We start from the raw sequence: 16,911 nt of genomic DNA on the forward strand, positions 1-16,911 counted from the left end.
CGCCTCAATGCGCCAGCCGCAGCGGCTGCGACGGCACCTGGCCGCCGCGGCACTTGCGCACCTGCCAGGCATCGCGCTCGGGCAGGAATTCCAGCCGCAGGGCCGCCGGCGAAGCATTCACCGCGTGGCGCCGGTCGCGCAACGCGAACGCGCAGCAATTGCCGCTGTCGGCCGCTACCTGCAGGCGCCGCAGGGCGCGGGCATCGCCGGTCTGCGGCCACCCCAGCACCGCCGCACAGGCACCACTGCGCAGGCATTGCTCGAACGCCCACAGTGCTTCGCGTGGCTCGGCCTGCACCACCTCCAGCTGCTGCAGCACCACTCCACCTGCCTGCCAGGCCGGCGCATACGGAATGAACGGCGGCGCCACCAGCACTACCCGGCTGCCGGCGCCGGTCATGCGCGCCAGCGTGGGCAGCAGCAAGGCGATCTCGCCTACGCCGTGGGCGGGCAGTAAAAGTTCGGTCAGCGCGCGCCGCGGCCAACCGCCATCGGGCAGCACTGCATCCAGCCCGGCATGCCCGGTGGCTTCGCCGCCGGTGACGGTGGCCGTGCCGTGACCGGCCCGCCACACCGTGCGCGCCGCCAGCAATGCGTCCAGCGGCATGGCCACCGCCGCATTGCCGTGTTGTCGCAGTTGCACCGGCTCGCTCATCTCAGCCCTGCCGGATCAGGCCACAGTAGAGCCCTTCGATCGCGAAGTCGGCATCGGCCGCCACCACGATCGGCGCATGCGCGCGGTTGCGCGGCAGCAGGCGGATACGCTCGGCACCACGCTCCAGCCGCTTGATGGTGATTTCGCCATCCACCCGGGCCACTACGATCTGCCCATCGCGCGCCTCGTTGCTGCGGTGCACGCCGACCAGGTCGCCGTCCAGGATGCCGTCGTCGATCATCGAATCCCCCTGCACCTGCAGCAGGTAGTCCGGCTGCAGCGAAAACAGCGCGCGGTCCAGCCATAGTTGCCGGTCCAGGCCGATATCGGCGCCGATTGGCACACCGGCCGCCACCCGCCCCAGCACCGGCAACGCCAGCAAGGCATCGCGCCCACCACCGCCCGGCATGCGGATGCCGCGCTTCTGATTGGGGCGCAGTTCGATCAAGCCCGCCTCGGCCAACGCCTGCACGTGCTTTTGCGCGGCATTGCGCGAGGCGAACCCAAACGCCTGCGCGATCTCGGCCAGGCTGGGCGAGACACCAGCGCGGGCCTGCTCCTGCAGGAAGGCCAGCACCGCCAGGCGTTTGGAAGAGAGAGGTTGCATGAGCATGCGACGGCCGACAGGGCGAGGTGTACATTTGTACACTTTTCAATCGCAGCAGACGAGACTGGCTTGCTGAGTCGCTTCAGCACAGCGCTTGCGACCGGCTGACGACAGAGTTATAACTTACGTACTAACGTGAGGCATCACCATGAAGCTCAAGATCACCGCCATCGGCAATTCTGCTGGCGTCATCCTGCCCAAGGAACTGCTCGCCCGTTTGCGCCTGGGCAAGGGCGACGAACTGTATGCGCTGGAAACGCCCGACGGCATCAAGCTGACCGCGTTCGACCCCACTCTGGCCGCGCAGATGGAGGTGGCCGAGCAGGTGATGCGCAACCGCCGCACGTTGCTGCATAAACTGGCGCAATAAGGCTCGCCCATGATCATCTGGATCGAGCGGCCGCTTGTCCTGGCCATCCACGATCGTCAACTGGCCGAACACGGCGGCGGCAGCGGTGTGCGCGACGACGCCTTGCTCGACTCGGCGCTTGCCAGGCCAAAGCAACTGCTGTCCTACGGCGAGCCACCACCGGACCTGGCTGCGCTGGCGGCAAGTCTTGCCTATGGATTGGGCCGTAACCATCCGTTTGTCGATGGCAACAAGCGCACTGCGGCGGTTGCCTGCGAAACCTTCATCGTGCTCAACGGTGCGACCCTGGTCGCCGATGATCTGGAACTCTACGGCTTCTACATCGGTCTGGCCGATGGCTCACTCGATGAAGCGGCCTGCGCCGCGTGGTTGCGCTCACGCCTGCAAGTGCGGCATCCAGATCGCGTGCACGAATCAGCGCCCACGCATGGGTGATTCGTACGCTAGAAAAAAATGTGCGCAATGGCCATCCTTGGCCAACATCGCTGCCCTACAGCTATCACCGAACCGACGATGAAGCTGCATGAGGTTTAGCGCCAGCGCCTAATCCTTCGCATACACCACGCCCAACTTATCGATCTCATCGCCTGCGCGGCCGGTGAAACCGGCGATGTGCCAGCCGCTGGGAGCGCTCAGCGTGTAGCTCTCGCTGGTCGGGCTACCCACCTGCACGCTGCGGCCGGTATTGGTACGCAGGCTCAGCGAGAACAGGCGGGTGCGGTCGTTGTACTTGCCCACGCTGAAGGTGGCCGAGGACAGCGTTTCGTTGGCACCCAGCGACAGTGTGGTCGCCTGCCCACCGCTGCCCCCATGTGCGAGCAGCTTGCCGCTGTCCAGGATCACACCGACGCCATCCAGGCGCGCACCGCCGCGCAGGGTCACGCCACTGAACCGGCGCACGCCGGGGTTGCCGGCCAGATCGTTGAACGGAATGCCATGCGGACCTCCGAACTGGTCGCTGGTACGCAGGCGATCGCCCACCGCCCATCCGAACTGCGTGGACAGCGGGTAGTGATCGGACAAGGGCTTGCCGGCGCTGTCGTAGAAGCCGCCGCCATCGAGCTGATAGCGATTGGCCACCAGGGTCAGTTGCGGGGCGTCGCGGTACAGGATCTTGTCGACCACCTCACAGCTATTGGTGGGCGGCGTGCCGCAGAGCAGCGGCGCGGCGCCGGCCGCCGGTGCGCTGCCCTTGATCAGTTCCACCCACGGATCGGTCAGCCCATTGGAGGCGATCAGCTCGCGGATGTTGTCGTCGCTGCGGGTGTAGCGCGTATTGGAATCCATCATCACCAGCACCGCGTTGCCGGCCGACCAGGTCTGGATGAATTGCGAGAGCTGACCGATATTGGCGCGACGCGCGGACAGATCGCCCGCTTCGACCCCGGCATTGGGGTGCGCGTTGTAGACGTCCAGCAACACGCCGTCGGCCAGGCGCACGCGCATGTAACTGAAACCCTTCGGGGTCAGGCAGTCGGTGCCGTTGCACTGGTTCCACTTGATCCGGGTGAAGTCGCTGAAGGGGTAGTTGCTGAGCGTATTGAGCCCGTCGCCGAACGCGGCACCGCCGCTGGTGGCGGTGCGGTAGGGATGCGCGTCGCCGGCGTACAGCGTGGCGTGGTAGTTGAAGTCTTCCTGCACGTTGACCAGGCCATAAGGTGCCAGTTTCGGCGCCAGCAGTGCGGTGTTGGTGGCCGGCGTTCCGCTGGACAGCCCTTCGGGTAGACCGGCGATGTTGTAGGTCAACACGTCGAGTACACCGACGTCTGTTTGCGCCTGGGCGCTGCCTGCACAGGCAAGTGTGAGAGCAGCTAACAAAACGTAGCGAGCGGTTGTCAGGTGGGTGCGGACGGCGCGGAGGAACCGCAGTGTACGAGTGGTACATGCCGATTCCGAGCACCGGCCGCGCCCGCCTGGCGAACGCGCAGTAGTTTTGGTAGTTGCTCTCAGAGCGGTTCCGAGACTGACGAGAGTACGTGGCTGGTGGAGCATAAATCGCCTCTTGCAGTGATGGGAAACAGCGGCTGGCACGGCGGCCAGGGAGACGGCGCTCAAGCGCCGATGCAACCGCACGCGCCGGCCGCGGCCGGCGCGCGCAGCGTCATTCGCTCAGGTAATGCGTGTCGATCGCCGCGTCGATCACGCTCGCCAAGGTTGCTAGCGGGCAGTCGTACTCCGGGGTCGCACTGCTGCAGCCGGGAATGAACACCGGCGATGACGGTGGCGGCGCCTGCGCTGTCAGCGTGCGGCGTTCGCGCAGTTGCGCCAGCGTCTGCGCGGTGTAGCGAAGGCGGATCACGCGTTGCCCGTCGGCACGCCGCCAGCGCTCGAAGACCAAGGCGCCACCAGGCACGGTCTGGTCGGGTTGGTAACCGGGCAACTGCCAGTGCAGGTCGAACATGCCGGCCAGCAAGGTCAGCGTGCCGTCGTGCCCGGACAGCACCACCAGGCGTGCATCCCCACCGATCGGCATCGCACGCGCCGCGTTGGTGTTTGCACTGCCGTTGGCCTGGCTGCCTTGCTGCAAGGTTGCCAGCAGCTGCGCCGCCAATGGCGAACTGGCCATCCGCGCCACCGTCGGCGCGCGCAGGCGCAGCGCGAACTCGGCCTGGTGCGGTGCGAACGCGCGCAGCAGGCTGGCTTCGTCCAGGCCTTGCCACCCCAGTGCGGCAAAGTCCTGGCCGTCGGCCCAGCCCATCAGCAGGCTCTCGCTGATGCCCGATGCGGCCGGTGCCGGGCCTTCGACTCCGGCAATGCCGTGGTGCGCATCGCCCATGCGTGCAGGCACCGCATCCAGGCGTTGCTTGTCGGCAACGGCCTGCGCCGGGCACGGCCGTTGCGTGCACTGCAACAGCAGTTGCTGCAAGCTGTCGATGGCATCGCGCTGCGCCGCATTCCAGCTCGCAACATCGCCGCCGACGCGGCCGGCGATGGCTGCGCGCATCAATGCGGCGGCAGCGGGTTGGTGCAATGCCGGCGCGCCATCGAACAGTGGATCGGATGCATCGTCGGCAACGTGATGCACCGTGTTCGCGCAGCCGGGCGTGAGCGTGCTTGCCAGCGCCTGTGCCGAGGCGATGGTGCGCTGGGTGCGGTTGGCCCAGTAATACGCCTTGTCGCACGCATCGCCATCGAACAGGCCGAGCGGCGCGTAATGGGCGCGATAGTAGCGGCCGAACAAGGCCTCCAGACGTGCGCCGTTCTCGGTGAGGTAACCGGCAGGCACGCCGAAGCGTGGCCAGGGATGTGCGGAATACCTGCCCAGCGCTTCCGGGCTGGACATCGCCGCACGCACGCCGTGGCGCTTGAGGATGACGACTTTCTCAAGCGTGTCAGGCACTGCGGCGGCGGCGCGCGCCGTTCCCGGCGGAATCAGCGCAACAACGACAGAAGCGAAAAATCCAAAACACAGACGCGGTAGTGATGACATGCATTCGATCTCGATCATGGCGTCGCCCTGCATTGCGGCAGGGCGCGACCGGCAGTTGGCAACAACGCCACAGCGGGCGCCGTTGCAGGTGCAAATGACGCGCTGTTGGAAGGCGCCCGGTTGTGGCCCTGGCAGTTGTCGGCAACGTTGGAGCGGCTATCGCAACGGCCATCTCCCAAAAGACCGCGGTTGCAGCATGCCGCGCTGCACGCGTGCCAGATGGAGCGCACCGTCCTCGACCGACGGATCCCCGCCGACCTGCTTGCCTTGATCCCACTCAGAACCGCGCGCGCACTCCAAGCGACCAGGTGCGGCCGTAGTCGGTATAGCCACCGAACAGGTGATCGCCGACGAACTGGCGCTGCACTTCGCCGGTCAGGTTGATCGCATTGACGAACACCGACAGCGTGTCGTTGACCTTGTAGGCCACGTTGGCATCCAGGCTGCCGAACTTGTCGCTGTTGAGCGTGGCCACATTGGCGGTGCCCACCGCGTTGAGAATCTCGTCGCTCCAGCTGTAGCTGACGCGTGCCATCAACGGCCCCTTCTCGTAGAACAGCACGGCGTTGTAGGTGTTCTTGGCCACCCCTTCCAGGCTGTCGGTAAAGCTGCTGGTGCCGTCGTGATAGGTCGCCTTGCTGTCGGTCCAGGTGTAGTTGAGTTGCATGCCCAAGCCATCCAGCGGCGACGGCAGGCCGGTGAACACCTGCTGATACGCCACTTCCGCACCCTGCACCATCGCCTTGCTGCCATTGGTCTTGGACGACAGCAGATAGGTCTGGCCTTCGTAGACCAGGTTGGACATCTGGGTCTGGATGAAGCTGGAGATATCCTTGTAGAACAGCCCACCGGTCAGTGCCGACGTCCCATCGATATACCACTCGAAGGTCAGGTCGTATTGCCATGCCTCGAACGGCTGCAGCGCAGGGTTGCCGCCACTGGCGGTGAGGATCTCGCCGCTGGAATTGAAGGTGAGCTTGGACGACAGGTCGGTGAGGTCCGGACGCGTGATCACCTTGGCCGCGGAGGTCCGCAGCACCATGTCCTCGCGTACATCCCAGGCCACGTTGAACGACGGCAGCACGTTGGTATAGCTGCGCTCGAAATGGACTGGCCGCGCGCTGCCGTTGACGTCGGCATGACCATCGGTGGCCTGCTCGGTGCGCACCACGCGCGCACCCAGGTTGCCGCGCAGCTCGCGGCCGGCCAGATCGGTGCCGAAATCGGTCATGGCATAGGCCGAGGCGATCTTCTCCTGCACCTCATAGGAATTCTGCAGATCCGCGCTATTGGGTGTATTGCGCAGGTCGGCGCTGGTGGGCCAAGTGCCCCAGAACGTGGATTCGATCGGTGCCAGCCACTGGCGCGGCATGGTGCCGTTGGCGTCGGCCAGCATGTCGTTCACCGGCAGCGCGGTAAAGTTGCTGCCCGGAAAGCGCACTCCGGCGATGCTGTTGAGCAGCAGGTCGGCGCGATCGTAGGTGCGCGAGCGCTCGCGATACTTGGCGCCCACCTTCAGGTCGCGGAAGAAGCTGCCGTCGAGCGTACGCCTGGCATCGACCTGTAGCGCGTCCTCCTTGTCGCGCGCATCGATTTCGCGCCATTCCAGCCGGCGCCCCGCCACGGTCGCCGGGTTGGTCGGATCGAAACCGTTGGTGAAGCCCCAGTCCGGCACGTTCTCGCCATCGGCTTGCGGCATGTCCACACGCATCGACAGGTTGGTGCCGCTGCGCAGGCGGGTGCGCCGGATCGGGGCCGAATCGTAGCTGTGCGCCTGCGAGTGGAATGCCACCGCGCCCAGCGTCCATTGGTCGCCGCTCCAGGTGCTGGACAGGCGTGCACTGCGATTGTCGTCGGTGATGCCGGAGGTCTCGCGCGAGATCTGCACCTGGCCGTTGCGGTAATCGAAGCCGGTGATGCCGCCGTTTTCCACCCGCAGATTGCTCAGCTTGGCCAGGCTGTCGAAGCCGACGCCCATGCTGTATTCGTCGTAGTGCACGGTCTGCTTGGCGTAGAGCAGATCCAGATTGGTCTCCCACTGCGCGCTCGGCTTCCACTGCAGCGAGGCGGCCACGCCGGTGCGTTCGCGCTCTTCCAGTTCCAGCGTCGGGCGCAGGCCGGTCGGCACATAGCTGGCACCGGGTACGCCCGGCACACCGTTGCGGTAGTAGTCCCAGCTCACCTCGTTGACGCGGTCCTGGCGCAAGCTGCGTTGCGCATACGCGCCAGAGATCAGCATGCCGAAGGTGCCCTCGGCGTTGATCCAGTTGAACAGGCCCGACACGCGCGGATCGTTGGCATGCGTGCGTTGTGCCTGGCTCGATTCCAGCGACACATTGGCCAGGGTCTTGCCCAGTTCCAGTGGGCGGAACGTGCGCACATTGACGATGCCGCCGATGGCGCCTTCATCCAGATCGGCGGTGGGGCTCTTGATCACGTCCAGCCCGGAAACCAGCTCGGCCGGCAGCGTGTCGTAGCGAAACTGCCGCCCGGTCTGCCCGGAGGTGCGCACGTTCTCGTTGACTGCCATGGTCTGGCCGTTGAGCGTGGTGACCTGGAAGTTCGGGCCCAGGCCGCGCACGCGCACGTACACGCCTTCGCCGCGGTCGCGCACGATCGACACGCCGGGCACGCGCTGCAGCGCTTCGGCCACGTTCTGTGCCGGCAACTTGCCGATGTCTTCTGCGGCAATCACATCCACCACGCTGTCGGCGTAGCGTTTCTGGCGCAACGCAGCGCTGAGGCTGCCGGCGTAACTGCCGAGCACCTGGATGCTGTCCAGCTCCTGCACCGGTGCGTCTGCGCGCGGTACTGGCGCATTCGCCACGGCCGCCGACGTCGCGGAAAGCGGGGTCTGCGCGCCAGCCGGGTCCTGCGCCGTTTCGATGGTCACCGTGGTCGGGTTCAGATAGCGATAGCGCAGGCCGGTACCGGCAAGCAACTGCTGCAACGCCTGCTCCGGTGCGATGCCGGCCGTGGTGGCGCGGGTCTGCGGGTTGCCCGCAACGCCTGCGGCATACACGAATTGCAGGCCGGTCTGACGCGACAAGGCGTTGAGTGCCCGTGCCAGCGGTTGTGCGGGAATCGCATCGACCGACACCGCCGCAGGCGTGGTCTGGGCACCGGCAGTACCGGCATGCAACGCGAGAGCAATCGAAAGAACCAACGTACGACGCATCGTGGAATCCAGTAGGGGAGGAAGCAATGCGCAGCGCCACGCACGGGCGGCATTGCTGCGGTGTACCCGGACTACGAGGGACGACAGCGACGATCGGGCACCGTTTTTTGATGAATTTTCTGTGACACGTGGGCGCCGGCAGCGCACATGCAAGCAGGCGTGCCACGCTGCCTGCACGATGCGGGTGCATCTGCACGCGTGCGCACGTCGGCCGGTCGCCACAGAGTCATGGCTGATGGCAGAGCGCGGCGCACACGATGCCGCCCGGCGGTGGCGCCCATGTCGGAGATGTCACCTGGGCAGTGACGGTGTCATTCACGCCGCGGTCGTCAGTGCGCGGCGGCGCCCTGCGCTGGCCGGCTGCTCACGCGCAGCACGCCCGGCGCATCGACCACGCGCAGGTTGGGTTGGTCGTCGAGAAACGCGCGCAGCGAGGCGACATCGTCGCCGCGCAGGTTGCCGGTGAGCCGCAACGCGCCGGCGGCGGCATCGTCGATGAGCAGGCGGGTGCGATTGAGCCGATTGAAATCCTCCGCCACGGTGGTCAGCGGCGCATCGCGGAACACGATGCGCCGCTGCCACCACGCATGCATCGCGTCGACATCCTCGCTGGACACGTCGACCCGGCCGGACACCGCATCGATCCGTGCGCTCTGCCCGGCACCCAGGTTTGCCAGCATCGGCTGCCGTTTGCGGTCTTCGCGCCACACGTGCACGCGCCCCTCGGTGACCTCGATGCGTGCCTGCTGCCGATACAACGCGATATCGAAGGTGGTGCCGATATCTTCCACACGCAGGCGGCCGGCATACACCTGCAACCGACGGCGGTCCTGGGCCACCTCAAAGCTGGCCTGACCGTGCAGCAATTGCAGGCGACGGCTCCACGGCGTCATGGTCGCACGCACGCTGCTGAGCGCATTCAGATGCACCACGCTGCGATCGGCCAGTTGCACGCGGCGCTGCTCGCCATGTGCGGTGGCATAGGTCTGGGTGCGCGGCCAGGCCCAGCCGGTCAAGACCGCCACGCCGCACAACGCCGCGGCCAGGCCCAGGCTCCAGCCACGTCCACGCACGCCACGCTGGCCATCGTGACGGCCCGCAGGTGCCACGTGCCGAGGCGGTCGTGGTTGCGGCAATCGCGACGGCAACGGCAACGCGATCACATTGGGCGACGCTGCAGCCGCACGCGTGCGGCGATCGCCCTCGAGCAAGGCCTCCACATCCAGCTCCATGCCACGCAAGACATCGCCCAGCTCGCCGGCGACGCGCAGCACGGCCATGTACTCGCGCACATGCAGCGGCGATGCGGTCAGCCATTGCATGAAGCTGGCTTGCTGCTGCGCATCCAGCGCCTGCATGCGGTGCAGTGCATGCCAGTGCGCGGCTTCGCCGGCAGCACTACGGGTGGCCAGAATGCGCGTGCTCACCAGCTCTCCCCGCTGTCGGCAACGGCCTGCCTGCAAGCCGACAACCCACGCACCACATGTTTTTTGACCATGTGCGCAGACACGCCCATGCGCTCGGCGATCTGCTTATAGCTGAGTCCATCGCGGTACTGCATCACCAGCACCGCGCAGGTGCGCTCCGGCAAGGTCGCCAGCAAGGCCTGCAGACGTTGCTGGCGCTGCTGACGATGCGCGGCATCTTCCACATCCTCGCCGGCGGCCAGCAACTGCGAAAACTGTTCCATTTCTTCGATCTGCAACGGCGCCTGCTTGCGGCGCACCGCCTGCTCGCGCGCAAGATTCAGCGCCACCGTGTACAGATAGGCTTCCGGGTTGGCGATTCCCTCGCCCTGGTCCTGCTGCGCACGCAACAGGCGGAGATAGGTTTCCTGCACCAGGTCCTCGGCGTCTTCCTTGGCGCCGCGGCGCACAAAGAAACCGCGCAGCACCGATCCGTGCTGCGTGAACACCTGGGTCCACGCGCGGGTGGCAGTGGCTTTCATCGTGCGCGCTCCCCTTGCGCTGGGCGCGCTAGCCTGGCCAATTCAGGTGACACCACGATGACGCACGACGCATCCCGGCCTGCACTGCAGGCCGCTGCGTCGCGCAACCGATCGCCATCGCGCGACACTGCAATGCAGCCGAGCGAACGCCACAGCGCTGTTGCTTGCCCGCGCAAGCGCGATCGCAGCATCGCTACATCTACACCGTCCCTACACCGCACCTTGACCCTGCGAGGGTCAAGGTGAGGGCCCTCCTCCCAGCCATCGCCACGGGGTTCGCATGAATGCCACGCCCGCCATTGCCGATCACACGGCGCCAGCCACCGCCACCGCTGCGCCGACCTACCCGGTCAACCTGCGCATCAACGGCCAGCCTTATCAGTTGCAACTGGAAGCCTGGGTCAGCCTGCTCGATCTGCTGCGCGACCGGCTCGATCTCACCGGCAGCAAGAAAGGCTGCGATCACGGCCAGTGCGGCGCATGCACGGTGCTGGTGGATGGCCGCCGCATCAATAGCTGCCTGACACTTGCGGTCATGCAGGACGGTGCCGACATCACCACCGTCGAAGGCCTGGCCGATGGCGAACAACTGCATCCCCTACAGCGCGCCTTCATCGCGCACGATGCATTCCAGTGCGGATACTGCACGCCGGGCCAGCTGTGTTCGGCGGTCGGCCTGCTCAAGGAAGGCAAGGCGCACGACCGCGACCAGGTGCGCGAACTGATGAGCGGCAATCTGTGCCGCTGCGGTGCTTACCCGCAGATCACCGATGCGGTGATGGAGGTGATGGGCAAGCGCGGCGACAACAGCGACAGCGCTGCCACGCCGTGGACGCCCGGGACGGTGCCGGCATGATCCCGCTCAACTACGCGCGCCCGGACAGCGTGGATGCCGCGCTCGCTGCCATCGCATCGCGCGGCAACGGCCCGCATCCGGTACCGTCGGATGCGCCCGTGCGGCTGATCGCCGGCGGCACCAATCTCACCGATTTGATGAAGCTGCAACTGATGCGACCCAGCAGCCTGGTCGACATCAACCGCCTGCCGCTGGACAGCATCAGCGCGTTGCCGGAGGGCGGCGTGCGCCTGGGCGCGCTCGCGCGCAACGCCGACACCGCGTATCACCCGGACGTCGAAATGCGCTACCCGTTGCTGAGCGCGGCGATCCTGGCCGGCGCCTCGCCGCAGATCCGCAACATGGCCAGCAACGGCGGCAACCTGTTGCAACGCACGCGCTGCATGTACTTCTACGACCACGCCACACCTTGCAACAAGCGTGCACCGGGCAGCGGGTGTTCGGCCATTGGCGGGTTGACCAAATACAACGCCATCCTTGGCACCAGCGCGCACTGCATCGCCACGCATCCGTCGGATATGTGCGTGGCCCTGGCGGCGCTGGACGCGGTGGTGCATGTGCAGGGCCCGCAAGGCGAGCGCGACATTGCATTTGCCGATTTTCATCGGTTGCCTGGCGATCATCCGGAACTGGACAGCACGCTGGCGCCGGACGAACTGATCGTGCATATCGATCTGCCCGACGCGCAGCGGTTTGTCGCGCACAGCGCTTACCTGAAGATCCGCGAGCGTCTGTCGTATGCGTTTGCGCTGGTGTCGGTGGCTGCCGCGCTCGACCTGAAGGACGACGGCAGCATCGGCGAGGTGCGCGTTGCCCTCGGCGGGGTGGCGCACAAGCCGTGGCGCAATCCCGACGCAGAAGCGCAGCTGGTGGGGTCGCCCGCCACTGCGGACACTTTTGCGCGTCTGGCAGACGCCCTGCTGCAAGGCGCACAGGCGCAGGGCGAAAACGCCTTCAAGCTGCCGTTGGCACGCCGCGCCATCGTGCGCGCACTGGAGGTCGCGCGCGAGGGCACCACCGACAACCGCGGGCGCACCACTGCGCTGGAGGAATCCCCATGAACGCACGCAGCACGGATCTACCCAACCGCCAATTGACGCCACCGGTCGCCGATCCAGGCACCGGCTTTCGCCCTACCGGCACCGCTGTGCCGCGTATCGACGGGCGTGCAAAAGTCACCGGCCAGGCGCGCTATGCCGCCGAGTGGCCGGTGCCGGACCTGGCCTTTGGCGTGGTCGTCAGCAGCACGATCGCCAAAGGCAGCATCGTCGGCTTCGATCTGGCTGCCGCACGCGCAGTACCGGGTGTGCTGGAGATCGTCACCCACGAAAATCGCCCGCATATGCGTGGCATGGACCTGTTCTACAAGGACATGACCGCTCCCCCGGGCTCGCCATTCCGCCCGCTGTATGACAACGTCGTTCTCTACAGCGGCCAGCCCGTCGCGCTGGTGGTGGCCGACACGTTCGAAGCGGCGCGGCATGCCGCGCACCTGGTGCAGGTGGAGTATGCCCAGCAACCGCACGACACCGACCTGAGGACCAACCTGGACCGTGCGCATGCTCCCAAGGGCATGCGGGCCGGTTTTACGCCGCCCCCCAAGGACAAGGGCACGCCGGACACCGCCTTCGCCGATGCTCCCTGCCAGGTACAGGCCGACTACTACAGCGGCGTGGAACATCACAATCCGATGGAGTTGTTCGCCTCGACCGTGATCCGCGAGGAAGACGGCCACTTCACCATCTACGACAAGACCCAGGGCTCGCAGAACAGCCGCTGGTACGTGTCGCATGTATTCGGCCTGAGCAAGCGCAAGGTCACCGTACGTAACCCGTATGTCGGCGGCGCCTTCGGCTCGGGCCTGCGCCCGCAATATCAGCTGGCGCTGGCGGTGATGGCCTCGATCCTGCTGGACCGCTCGGTGCGTGTGGTGCTGACGCGGCAACAGATGTTTACCTTCGGCCACCGCCCGGAAACCGTGCAGCGGCTCAAGCTCGGTGCCGACCGCGATGGCAGCTTGCGCGCCATCTGGCACGAGGCCATCGCCGAAACCTCGCGCATCGAGGACTACGTCGAGGTCGTGGTCAACTGGAGTGGGCAGCTGTATGCCTGCGACAACGTGCATTTGGGCTACAACCTGGTCAGCCTGGACCAGTACAGCCCGATGGACATGCGCGCGCCCGGCGCGACCCATGGCATGCATGCGCTGGAAGTGGCGATGGACGAGTTGGCCTACGAGGTGGGCATCGATCCGCTGGCGCTGCGCTTGAAGAATTACGCCGAGGTCAATCCTGCCGACGACAAGCCGTTTTCCAGCAAGGCCTTGCGCGCGTGTTACCAACAAGGTGCAGAACGCTTTGGCTGGGCAAACCGCCCACCGCAGCCGCGCGCGCGCAAGGAAGGCCGCGAGTGGGTCGGCTGGGGCATGGCCACCGCGCAATGGGATGCGATGCAGATGTTTGCGCGCGCCCATGCGGTGCTGCATGCCGATGGTCGACTGGTGGTGAGCAGTGCCGCCAGCGATATCGGCACCGGCACCTACACGGTGATGGCGATGATCGCTGCCGAAGCACTGGGCCTGCCTCTGGAACAGGTGAGCTTCCAGCTCGGCGACTCCACCTTGCCTGTCGCGCCCATCGAAGGCGGCTCCTCGCATGTCGCCACGATCGGCTCGGCGGTGGATGGGGTGTGCGGCAAATTGCGCACGCGGCTGCTGCGCCTGGCCCAGGCCTTGCCCGATTCGCGCTTTGCACGGGTCAAACTGGACGATGTGGTCTTTGCCGACGGCACGCTTGCGTTGCGTGCCGATGCCAGCAGCGCCATTGCATTGCCGGAGTTGCTGCGCGTGGCCGCACTGGAGCAGATCGAAGACAAGTTCCTGTTGCTGCCCAATGTGCTCAAGCAGCGCAAATACACCCGCGCCACGCACGGGGCGGTGTTTGTGGAGGTCCGCGTGGACGAAGAACTGGGCACCGTGCGGGTAACGCGTGTGGTCAGCGCAATTGCCGCGGGGCGCATTCTCAACCCGACCACTGCGCGCAGCCAGATCGTGGGCGGTGTGGTCTGGGGGATCGGCCAGGCCCTGCACGAACACACCCAGGCCGATCACCGCTTCGGCCGCTTCATGAATCACGATCTGGCGCAGTACCACGTCTGCGCCAATGCCGACATCCATGACATCGACGTGATCTTTGCCGACGAAGACGACCGCGTGGTCAGCAGCCTGGGGGCCAAAGGTGTGGGCGAGATCGGCCAGGTGGGCGTGTCGGCAGCCATCTGCAACGCCATCTTCCACGCCACCGGCAAGCGCATCCGCAGCACGCCGATGTCGCCGGACACGGTGATGGCGGACTGAGCGCGCGACGGCGGGATCGGCGGATCCCGCAGCGCGATGCAATGGCATCTGGTGAGCGGCCCGGCATCGCACGATGTCGGGTCCGCAAACCACTGCGGCCGGACCAGTTTGGGGAGATAGGCGACCCAGCTTGCCGACATCCGGCGCGTGACATCACCGGCCTTGCGTTTGATCACGCGCAGCGGCGGCGCCTGGCCACCGACTTTCAGACGTCATCACTGCACCAAACCACCGCACCGCAGACGCGTGCAACCATCTCACCTGCACACACCAGGCATCAGCGTCCTCGCAAGGACTTCTTCTTGCTCGGCGTCTGCGCACTCCCCGCCTGCACCGTGGACAAGGCCATGGTGATCAGACCGGCGATCAAACGGCGCAGCACCGCTTCGTTCTCCGCCGATGCCTTGAGGCTGGTGGTGGCTAGCCGCAGGATGTAAGCAAGATCGGCTGCAGACATGGCACTGTCGTCGCCCACATGCGGGCGCAGCATCTGCACCAGCGTGTCTTCCATCTGCTGGTACAGCGCATCCAACGCGTCGGGCGCGTACACACCGCAGTTGGCGAGCAGATCCAGCCCGTTTTCGGAATCGATCACCGCCGCCACCGGCTCCAGCACCCAGATATCGAACAGATGCCGTAGCTGGGTCTGCAGATCCTGGGTGTCGCGCACGCGCAGCGCCGTTGCAGCCATGCAAATGTCGCGCTGACGCACCACCTGCGCGGTAAAGATCGCCTCCTTGTTGGGGAACGCGGCATACAGCGACGGCCGCGACATCTGCGCAGCCTGGGCGATGTCGCTCATGCTCACCTTGCGATAGCCATGCCGCAAGAACAGCTGCAGCGCGGTCTCCATGACGCGCGTCTGCTTGGGTTCGGCGGGCGCGGCGACAGGCGCAGCAGCCACTTTCGATGACTTTACACTTGACATTGTCTGTAAATACGTAAATCTTACACGTTCCGCCAATTGTAAAGCACAGCGACTGCCATGACCTCTGCCAATCCGCACTCCGGCGGCGCCAGCCGCACCACCCGCGCCTATGCGGCGCTCGAGAAAGAAGGCGCCATGGTGCCGTGGCAGTTCGAACGCCGCGCGGTGCGCGCCAACGATGTCGCAATCAAGGTGCTGTTCTGCGGCGTCTGCCATTCGGACCTGCACTCGGTAAACAAGTGGGCCAGCGAATACCCGTTGGTGCCCGGCCACGAAATCGTTGGCGAAGTCATCGAGCTGGGCGCGGATGTCGAAGGTTTTACGCTGGGCCAACGCGTGATGATCGGCACCATCGTCGATTCCTGCCGGCACTGCGCGCCATGCCAGGCGCACGACGAAGTGTATTGCCATGCCTTCCCTACCCTGACCTTCGATGGCGTGGATCGCGTGGACGGCAGCCGCACGCGCGGTGGCTATTCGCAGTACTACGTGTCCGACGCGCGTTTCGTCTATCCATTGCCCGACGGCCTGGACCCGGCCGCTGCCGCGCCACTGCTCTGCGCCGGCATCACCTGCTTTGCGCCATTGCACCGCTACGGCATCGGCTCTGGCCATACCGTGGGCGTGGTTGGCATCGGCGGGCTTGGCCATCTGGGCATCAAGTTCGCCCGTGCCATGGGTGCGCATGTCGTGGCCTTCACCACCTCGCCAAGGAAGGCCGCCGAAGCGCATCGCCTGGGCGCGCACGAAGTGGTGGTCTCCACCGATGCGGCGCAGATGCAGGCACAGGCCTACCGCTTCGATTTCATCCTGGACACCGTCTCGCGCAGCTACCCCATGAACGACATGCTCAAGGCGGTCACGCTCGACGGCACCCTATGCACGCTGGGCCTGCCCGACCAGCTGGATTTCCGCCCGGTGCTGCTGGCCATGGGCCGCCGCAAGGTCACCAGCTCCGGCACCGGTGGCACCGCCGACACCCACACCATGCTCGCGTTCTGCCAACAGCACGGCATCGTGGCCGATATCGAAGTGATCAAGCTGCAGGACATCAACGCTGCCTTCGCGCGGATCCATAACAACGACGTGCACTACCGCTTTGTGATCGATATGCAGGCATCGGCCCTGTAACCGGCCTCGCTGCGATGCCGGCGCGGCCTGTGCGCGTGTCGGCATTGCGTCCGTGCGTTGCCACCTCTGCCCGAAGCACGCGCCACACCCTGCCGAAGCCACCACGTCGCATGCGAACCGGACCCGCATGCCTGGCCACCGCGCCGATGTAGCGTGAGCGCATCTTCCGCCCGGCAAGGCTCTGTCTGCCTGCGTGCACCACTCGACGTCAGCTGCGACGAGGCGCGACCGCACTGCCAGCATCGTGCGTCCGGTGCGCGAGCCCAAGGACTTGCGCAAGCGCAGGGTGCCAGCTGGCGGCAGCGTCACCATGCAGTTCGAGCTGCGTCGCGCGCATCTGACGTTTGTCGGACAGGCGATGACCCCGATCGTGGAGCCGGGCCTGTTCGATCTCTGGCTCGCGCCGTCCGCGCAAGCCGGTGGCGTGCATGCGCAATGCGAATAGTGCGGCCG

The 16,911-nt window shown here is 66.0% G+C and carries 15 protein-coding genes and 1 other RNA gene; 7 read left to right on the forward strand and 9 right to left on the reverse strand.

Going from position 1 to position 16,911, the window contains the following annotated elements; translation table 11 throughout:
• Positions 1–4: 4 nt before the first annotated feature.
• Positions 5–655 carry a translesion DNA synthesis-associated protein ImuA gene (gene imuA, locus A7D17_RS14230; protein ID WP_064509671.1) on the reverse strand — a complete coding sequence of 217 codons (651 nt, stop codon included), beginning with the start codon at positions 653–655 and terminating at the stop codon, positions 5–7.
• Between the two features lies 1 nt (position 656).
• On the reverse strand, positions 657–1,262 hold the full coding sequence (gene lexA / locus A7D17_RS14235; RefSeq protein WP_064509785.1) for a transcriptional repressor LexA: 606 nt from the start codon (positions 1,260–1,262) through the stop codon (positions 657–659).
• Between the two features lie 148 nt (positions 1,263–1,410).
• Here lexA and A7D17_RS14240 point away from each other — a divergent pair, with 148 nt between their 5' ends.
• Together A7D17_RS14240 and A7D17_RS14245 are read left to right on the forward strand one after the other, a co-directional pair.
• Entirely contained in the window at positions 1,411–1,632 is a 222-nt protein-coding gene (locus A7D17_RS14240; RefSeq protein WP_064509672.1) for an AbrB/MazE/SpoVT family DNA-binding domain-containing protein, read from the forward strand.
• Positions 1,633–1,641: 9 nt separating this feature from the next.
• On the forward strand, positions 1,642–2,067 hold the full coding sequence (locus tag A7D17_RS14245; protein WP_064509673.1) for a type II toxin-antitoxin system death-on-curing family toxin: 426 nt from the start codon (positions 1,642–1,644) through the stop codon (positions 2,065–2,067).
• A 108-nt stretch (positions 2,068–2,175) separates the two neighbouring features.
• Here the strand turns inward: A7D17_RS14245 and A7D17_RS14250 are convergent, their stop codons facing one another.
• The 6 genes from A7D17_RS14250 to A7D17_RS14275 all read right to left on the reverse strand — a co-directional run bounded on the left by A7D17_RS14250 (position 2,176) and on the right by A7D17_RS14275 (position 10,188).
• Positions 2,176–3,450: a jacalin-like lectin gene (locus A7D17_RS14250; RefSeq protein WP_064509674.1), complete on the reverse strand. Its 1,275-nt coding sequence runs from the start codon at positions 3,448–3,450 to the stop codon at positions 2,176–2,178.
• Positions 3,442–3,517, reverse strand: a non-coding RNA gene (locus A7D17_RS14255) — sX9 sRNA. Before A7D17_RS14255 ends, A7D17_RS14250 begins: the two co-directional genes overlap by 9 nt.
• Positions 3,518–3,733: 216 nt before the next feature.
• Positions 3,734–5,062 carry a histidine-type phosphatase gene (locus A7D17_RS14260; RefSeq protein ID WP_064509786.1) on the reverse strand — a complete coding sequence of 443 codons (1,329 nt, stop codon included), beginning with the start codon at positions 5,060–5,062 and terminating at the stop codon, positions 3,734–3,736.
• 277 nt (positions 5,063–5,339) lie between these two features.
• Positions 5,340–8,240 (reverse strand): TonB-dependent receptor, encoded by a 2,901-nt coding sequence (locus tag A7D17_RS14265; protein ID WP_064509675.1) that lies wholly within the window; start codon positions 8,238–8,240, stop codon positions 5,340–5,342.
• A 329-nt stretch (positions 8,241–8,569) separates the two neighbouring features.
• Entirely contained in the window at positions 8,570–9,598 is a 1,029-nt protein-coding gene (locus A7D17_RS14270) for a FecR family protein (protein ID WP_064509787.1), read from the reverse strand.
• Between the two features lie 65 nt (positions 9,599–9,663).
• On the reverse strand, positions 9,664–10,188 hold the full coding sequence (locus A7D17_RS14275; RefSeq protein ID WP_064509676.1) for an RNA polymerase sigma factor: 525 nt from the start codon (positions 10,186–10,188) through the stop codon (positions 9,664–9,666).
• A gap of 280 nt (positions 10,189–10,468) precedes the next feature.
• Here A7D17_RS14275 and A7D17_RS14280 point away from each other — a divergent pair, with 280 nt between their 5' ends.
• From A7D17_RS14280 to A7D17_RS14290, 3 genes are read left to right on the forward strand one after another with little or no spacing between them, the layout of a single operon-like run.
• Positions 10,469–11,044 (forward strand): (2Fe-2S)-binding protein, encoded by a 576-nt coding sequence (locus A7D17_RS14280; protein ID WP_064509677.1) that lies wholly within the window; start codon positions 10,469–10,471, stop codon positions 11,042–11,044.
• Positions 11,017–12,105: an FAD binding domain-containing protein gene (locus A7D17_RS14285; protein WP_064509678.1), complete on the forward strand. Its 1,089-nt coding sequence runs from the start codon at positions 11,017–11,019 to the stop codon at positions 12,103–12,105. Before A7D17_RS14280 ends, A7D17_RS14285 begins: the two co-directional genes overlap by 28 nt.
• Entirely contained in the window at positions 12,102–14,399 is a 2,298-nt protein-coding gene (locus tag A7D17_RS14290; RefSeq protein ID WP_064509679.1) for a xanthine dehydrogenase family protein molybdopterin-binding subunit, read from the forward strand. The genes A7D17_RS14285 and A7D17_RS14290 overlap by 4 nt, the downstream gene beginning before the upstream one ends.
• Positions 14,400–14,676: 277 nt before the next feature.
• Here the strand turns inward: A7D17_RS14290 and A7D17_RS14295 are convergent, their stop codons facing one another.
• Positions 14,677–15,252: a TetR/AcrR family transcriptional regulator gene (locus A7D17_RS14295; RefSeq protein WP_239692195.1), complete on the reverse strand. Its 576-nt coding sequence runs from the start codon at positions 15,250–15,252 to the stop codon at positions 14,677–14,679.
• Between the two features lie 132 nt (positions 15,253–15,384).
• On the opposite strand from A7D17_RS14295, the gene A7D17_RS14300 reads away from it, so the two are divergent.
• Positions 15,385–16,458 (forward strand): alcohol dehydrogenase catalytic domain-containing protein, encoded by a 1,074-nt coding sequence (locus A7D17_RS14300; RefSeq protein ID WP_082861993.1) that lies wholly within the window; start codon positions 15,385–15,387, stop codon positions 16,456–16,458.
• Positions 16,459–16,651: 193 nt separating this feature from the next.
• Positions 16,652–16,903 (forward strand): fibronectin type III-like domain-contianing protein, encoded by a 252-nt coding sequence (locus A7D17_RS14305; protein WP_275655083.1) that lies wholly within the window; start codon positions 16,652–16,654, stop codon positions 16,901–16,903.
• Positions 16,904–16,911 lie beyond the last annotated feature (8 nt).

The organism is Xanthomonas floridensis (assembly GCF_001642575.1).
Classification (GTDB): Bacteria; Pseudomonadota; Gammaproteobacteria; order Xanthomonadales; family Xanthomonadaceae; genus Xanthomonas; species Xanthomonas floridensis.